The organism is Conexibacter stalactiti, assembly GCF_033542075.1.
Lineage (GTDB): Bacteria > Actinomycetota > Thermoleophilia > Solirubrobacterales > Solirubrobacteraceae > Conexibacter > Conexibacter stalactiti.
In genome coordinates this window covers 1-5,622 of record NZ_JAWSTH010000180.1, presented here as the reverse complement: position 1 = coordinate 5,622, position 5,622 = coordinate 1, and the positions used below count along the sequence as shown (strand labels likewise).

General features: G+C 70.8%; 5 protein-coding genes. All 5 read right to left on the bottom strand.

Annotated elements, in window-relative coordinates:
* Positions 1–664: RNA polymerase sigma factor (locus R7226_RS30790; RefSeq protein ID WP_318601369.1), on the bottom strand; the 664-nt coding region annotated here is incomplete at its 3' end.
* A gap of 78 nt (positions 665–742) precedes the next feature.
* Positions 743–1,219 carry a hypothetical protein gene (locus R7226_RS30785; RefSeq protein WP_318601368.1) on the bottom strand — a complete coding sequence of 159 codons (477 nt, stop codon included), beginning with the start codon at positions 1,217–1,219 and terminating at the stop codon, positions 743–745.
* Between the two features lie 177 nt (positions 1,220–1,396).
* Positions 1,397–4,312: a preprotein translocase subunit SecA gene (secA, locus tag R7226_RS30780; RefSeq protein WP_318601366.1), complete on the bottom strand. Its 2,916-nt coding sequence runs from the start codon at positions 4,310–4,312 to the stop codon at positions 1,397–1,399.
* A 124-nt stretch (positions 4,313–4,436) separates the two neighbouring features.
* Entirely contained in the window at positions 4,437–4,790 is a 354-nt protein-coding gene (hpf, locus tag R7226_RS30775) for a ribosome hibernation-promoting factor, HPF/YfiA family (protein WP_318601364.1), read from the bottom strand.
* Between the two features lie 99 nt (positions 4,791–4,889).
* The coding region (locus R7226_RS30770; RefSeq protein ID WP_318601363.1) for a ComF family protein at positions 4,890–5,622 on the bottom strand (733 nt) is incomplete at its 5' end.

Here is a 5,622-nt window from a genome sequence, read left to right as displayed (position 1 = left end):
AGACGCCGGCGAGCGTCGCGCTGCCGCCGCCGGCACCGACCTCCGCGACCCCGGCGCTGCCGGGGCCGCCGAGCGAGGCCGCCCAGCTCGCGACAGGCAGCGGCGTCAGCGCGGTCGCGGCGGTGCGCAGCGCCGTGCGCGCACGGTGCAGCAGCTGCCGCACCGCCCCCTCGCTGAGCCCCAGCGCGGCAGCGACCTCCGTGCGGCTGCGGCCGGCGAGCGTAGTCTGCACGAGCGCCTCGCGCTGTCTCGGCGGCAGCTCGGCGATCCCGGCGAGCGCGTCGCGCACCCGCTCGCGCTCCGCGGCGGTGTCGGCCGCGTCGCGCGTGCTGCCGGCGACGCCGGAAGCGAGCGGGTCGGCGATCGCCTGTCCCTCCTGCTTGGCGATGCGAATCGCCTCATGACGCACGATCTGGTGCAGCCAGCCGCGCAGGTGCGCGACCTCGGCACCGGCGGCCAGCGCCGCCCACGCGCTCGTCAGCGCCTGCTGGACGACGTCCTCCGCGCGACTGTCGGGCGCGATCCGGCGGGCGAATCCGATCAACGGACGCCGGTAGCGCTCGACAATCGCGGCGAAGGCGCGTTCGTGCCCGGCGCGCGTCAGCGCGACCAGGCGCTCGTCGGTCTGGGTGCTGAGCAGCGCGTCGGTGAGCGCGGGCCTCATCGCGAGGCGGCGCTCAGCGACGCAGTTGCGGCGCGCGGAGCGGGGCGACCCCCGCCGCTCCGCGCCGCGCGCCGCAGGTCAGTCGTCGTCACCGCGACGGTCGTCGTCATCGTCGTGGTCGCGGCCGTTGCAGTCGCCCTTGCCCTCGCCGGAGAACTGCTTCAGCTCGGTCGCGCTGACGGTGCCGTCCTCGAGCGTCGTGCCCTTCACGAGCAGCTTCTGGCCGACGGCGGGGAGCGCCAGCTCGTTGGCGCGGACGGTCACGGTGCGGGTCTGTCCGCCGCGCAGGCGCTTGCCGTCGCCGCGGTGGGCAGCGCGGGCGAAGCGATGGTGCTTGCCGCCGCGATGCCACTTGTGGCCCTTGACGGTCAGCGTGAACGTTCTCGCGCTCGCGTCGACGGTCGCGACCGTGCCGAGCACGACCGTGCGGCCGGCCTTCGCGCTGTCGTCGTCGGAGCCGCGGTGCGCCGTCGCGGTCGCGCTGAAGCTGGCGCAGGCGAGCGCCAGCAGTGCCACGACCAGCGTGGCGATGCGCGTGCTGCGTCGGATGTCCATCGTGGATGTCCTCCTTGGTCCGTCGTCGGTGACGCCGTGCTTCGGCGCCCTCGGACAGGAAGAGTGCCCGCGGACCAAAAGGTCACGCAAAAAGACGAACGGCCCCGTGCAACTGCACAGGGCCGGTCAACCTTCGTGAGGTTTTGGCGGGCGGCTACGCGCCACACCGCACGGGGCTCAGGTCCCGTGGCACTTCTTGAACTTCTTGCCCGAGCCGCACCAGCAGGGGTCGTTGCGGCCGATCTGGTCGATCGCGTCGACTCTGCGCTGCTCTATCCGCGGGCTGCCGTCGTCCTCCTCGGCCTCCGGCTGGTCGGCGCCGATCGCGAGCGCCGCGGCGTCGGGGTCGGTCGTCATCGCCGAGTACGGCGCCATCGTCGAGCTGGCCGAGCCTGAGTAGGTGAAGCCGCCGCTCGTCCACGAGCTGTTGCTGGTGGTCGACTGCGGGATGACGTCCTGCGGCGCAGGCGGCTCTTCCTCGCCGGTGTCGATCTGGACCTCGACGTTGAAGACCATCCGGGCGAAGTCGGCCCAGATCGTGTTCATCAGGTCCTGGAAGAGCGTGAAGCCCTCGTTCTTGTACGCGACGAGCGGCTCGATCTGGGCGAACCCGCGCAGGTGGATGCCCTCGCGCAGGTAGTCCATGTCGTAGAGGTGCTCCTGCCAGCGCTGATCGATGATCTGCAGCAGCAGGTAGCGCTCCAGCACGCGCATCAGCTCGTCGCCGAGCTCTCTCTCGCGCTCGTCGTAGCGCGCTGTCGCCTCTTCGGTGAAGAGACGGTGCAGCTCGCCGCGCTCGATCGAGTCGGGGTTGAGGTCGTCCTGCGAGAAGCTGAGCGGGAATATCTCCGCCACTCTCGCGAACAGGCCCTCGACGTCCCAGTCCTCGATGTAGTCGCCGGGGCACGACTCGTCGATCGTGCGCTCCAGCATCTGGTTGATCTGGTCGCGCGCCTCGTCGCCCATGTCGCGGCCCTCGAGGACCTCGTCACGGTAGGCGTAGACGATCCGGCGCTGCTCGTTCATGACGTCGTCGTAGTCGAGCACGCGCTTGCGGATGAGGAAGTTCTGCTCCTCGACCTTCTTCTGCGCCTTCTCGATCTGCTTCGAGAGCAGGCCGGCCTCGATCGGCTCTTCCTTGCCCTCGTCGTCGGTCGTGCCGAAGCGGTCGAGGATCTTGTAGATCCGCTCGCCGGCGAAGAGGCGCACGAGGTCATCCTCAGCGGAGAGGTAGAAGCGCGTCTCGCCCGGGTCGCCCTGACGGCCGGAGCGGCCGCGCAGCTGGTTGTCGATCCGGCGCGACTCGTGACGCTCGGTGCCGATGATGTAGAGACCACCGGCCTCGAGGACCTTCTCCCTGTCCTCGTCGACGCGCCGCTCGATCTCCGGCAGCACCTTCGCGTAGTGCTCGTCGTAGTCGGGGTCCTCAGGCGTCAGGCCGAGCTTGACCAGCTCGCGCGCGGCGAGGTGCTCGGGGTTGCCGCCGAGCTTGATGTCGACGCCGCGACCGGCCATGTTGGTCGCGATCGTGACGGCGCCGGAGCGGCCGGCCTCGGCGACCGTCTCGCCTTCCTTCTCGGCGTGCTCGGGCTTCGCGTTCAGGACGATGTGCGGCACACCGCGCTTGGCGAGGCGCGCGCCGAGGTCCTCGGAGACCTCGACGGAGATCGTGCCGACGAGGATCGGCTGGCCTCTCGCGTTGCGCTCGACGATCTCGTCGACGACCGCCTGCCACTTGCCCTCTTTGGTCTTGAAGACCTGGTCGTTCTGATCCTTGCGGATCATCGGGCGGTTGGTCGGGATCTGCACGACGCCGAGTCTGTAGATCTTCATGAACTCGGTCGCCTCGGTGATGCCGGTGCCGGTCATGCCCGAGAGCTTGTCGTAGAGGCGGAAGTAGTTCTGGTACGTCACCGTGGCCATCGTCTGGTTCTCCTCGGTGACGTTCACCCCCTCCTTCGCCTCGATCGCCTGGTGCAGCCCCTCCGACCAGCGACGGCCTTCGAGGATGCGGCCGGTGAACTCGTCGATGATCGCGACCTCGCCGTCGATCACGGCGTAGTCGACGTCGCGTCTGTAGAGCGCCTGCGCCCGCAGCGACTGGATCAGGTGGTTGACGAGATGGCCGTTCTCGGCGCGGTAGAGATGGTCTATGCCGAGGAAGCGCTCGGCCTTCTCGACGCCGCGCTCGGTGATCGCGACCGTTCTGTGCTTCTCGTCGAACTCGAAGTCGTAGTCCGCGACGAACTCCTTCTTCGTCTTCGGATCCATCCCCTCCGGTCTTCTGCCGGGGGTCAGCATCGGCGCCAGACGGGCGAATCTGGCGTACAGCTCGCCGGCCTCCTCGGGCGCGCCGGAGATGATCAGCGGCGTGCGCGCCTCGTCGATCAGGATGTTGTCGACCTCGTCGACGATCGCGAAGGTGTGAGCCGCCGAGCGGCGCTCGAGGCGGTCCTTCGCCGTGCGGACCTCGCCGAGGTCGCGGCCGCCGTGCTGGACCTTGTCCTCCAGCGAGCCGGCCATGTTGTCGCGCAGGTAGTCGAAGCCGAACTCCGAGTTGGTGCCGTAGGTGAGGTCGGCGGCGTAGGCGGCGCGCTTCTCCTCGGCCGGCTGCATGTTCTGGAGGACGCCGTAGGTGACGCCGAGCGCGTCATAGATCGGCGACATCCACTCGCAGTCGCGGCGCGCGAGGTAGTCGTTGACCGTCACGACGTGGACGCCCTTGCCGGCGAGCGAGTTGAGGATCGCGGGCAGCGTGCCGGTGAGCGTCTTGCCCTCGCCCGTGCGCATCTCGGCGATGTTGCCGTCGTGCAGGACCATGCCGCCGATCAACTGCACGTCGAAGTGACGCATGCCCATCGTGCGGCGGCCGGCCTCGCGCACCATCGCGAAGCAGTCGTAGAGGAGGTCTTCGAGCGGCTCCGGATCCTCGCCGCGAGCGCGCTCGCGCAGCTCGTCGGCGGCTTCGCGCAGCTCCTCGTCCGACATCGCCTCGTATTCGGGCTCGAGCGCGTTGATCTTGGCCACGCGCTGTTCGTAGCCCTTGAACTTCTTCGCTTCGCCCATGCGAAGTGCGCGATCAATCAACGACATGGGGCTAGCGTAGCATCGGCGCAGGGGCCGGATGCAACCCTGATGTGATGGTCCGAACCGTCAGGAATCCGAAGATCCGGCAGGCGTCGCGACCGAACGCCGCGACGCCAGCAGAACCCGTCGCCTACGCCTGCGCCTGAGCGCCGTACGCGGCGGCCTGAGCGGCGCGCGTCTCCCTGCGCTTGCGCCGCTTGTCGCGGTGGCGCTTGACCTGTTTCGCCATCTGCTCCTCGCAGACGTTGATGGCGTGGCCCATGTCCTCGGCCTCGGCGCGGGCGCGCAGCGTCACGCCCTTGAGGTACAGGGTCGCCTCGGCGACCTGCGACTGCGCGATCGACGGGTTGCGCGCCTCGATCAGCTCGACCTCGAGCTGCGCGAGCTCCGACACCTGGCGCGAGATCTTGCGAAAGCGTCGCTCGATCTGATCCCGCTGGGCCTGGGTGACGGACGTGTTGCGTCCCTTGACCTCGATGCGCATGGGCTCCCCCTTCTATGGGTGGGCTCGGGTGTACCACCATCGTAGTCCCCTCAGAACACGGATCCCGAACGTGCCCACGAACGTTCGAGCCGGTGAGTGTCAGCGCGCCAGCGTGCGCGCGTAGGCGACCGCCGCGACGTGCTCCGCCCCGGCCGCGCGCAGCGCCCGCGCGCAGGCCTCGAAGGTCGCGCCGGTCGTGTGCACGTCGTCGACCAGCAGCACGCGCGGCGGGACCGGCCCGGCGACCCGCAGCGTCAGCCGGCCGGCGGCCAGCCGGGTCGCGCGGGATGCGCCGAGCTGCCGCGTCGCGGGTCCCGCGCGCCGCAGGCACGACGCGACGGGGAGCGCGAGCCGCCGCGCGAGCGCCTCCGCGATGCGCGCCGCCTGGTCGAAGCCACGACGGCGATGGCGCGCCGGATGCAGCGGCACCGGCACGAGCGCGACCTCGCGCAGCAGCTCGGCCGGCGCGCCGGCCGCGATCTGCGCGGCCATCAGCTCGGCGAGCGGCAGCGCGCCGCGGAACTTCAGCGCCGCGACGAGCGCGCGTGCGGGCCCGTCGTGCGCCAGCGGCGCCCACGCCGCGGCGAAGGCGGCGTCGTGCGCGGGACAGCGCTCGCCGCACGGTCGCGGCAGCGCGCAGCGCGGGCAGCGCTCGCGCGGGAGCCACGGCAGCTGCGCGCGGCAGGCGTCGCAGATGACGGCATGGGCGGCGGTGAGCGGCGTGCGGCAGGCGGCGCATGCCGGCGGCGCGAGCGCGGCCAGCAGCTCGTCGCGAGCGCGCAGGAGGAGGTCGGCGACGGGCGGGCGGCGCGGCTCGCGCGCGACGGGCGGG

Excerpts from the sequence above, each read along its gene's own strand:
- R7226_RS30785 (WP_318601368.1), bottom strand. The coding sequence starts at position 1,219 with ATGGACATCCGACGCAGCACGCGCATCGCCACGCTGGTCGTGGCACTG.
- secA (WP_318601366.1), bottom strand. The coding sequence starts at position 4,312 with ATGTCGTTGATTGATCGCGCACTTCGCATGGGCGAAGCGAAGAAGTTC.
- hpf (WP_318601364.1), bottom strand. The coding sequence starts at position 4,790 with ATGCGCATCGAGGTCAAGGGACGCAACACGTCCGTCACCCAGGCCCAG.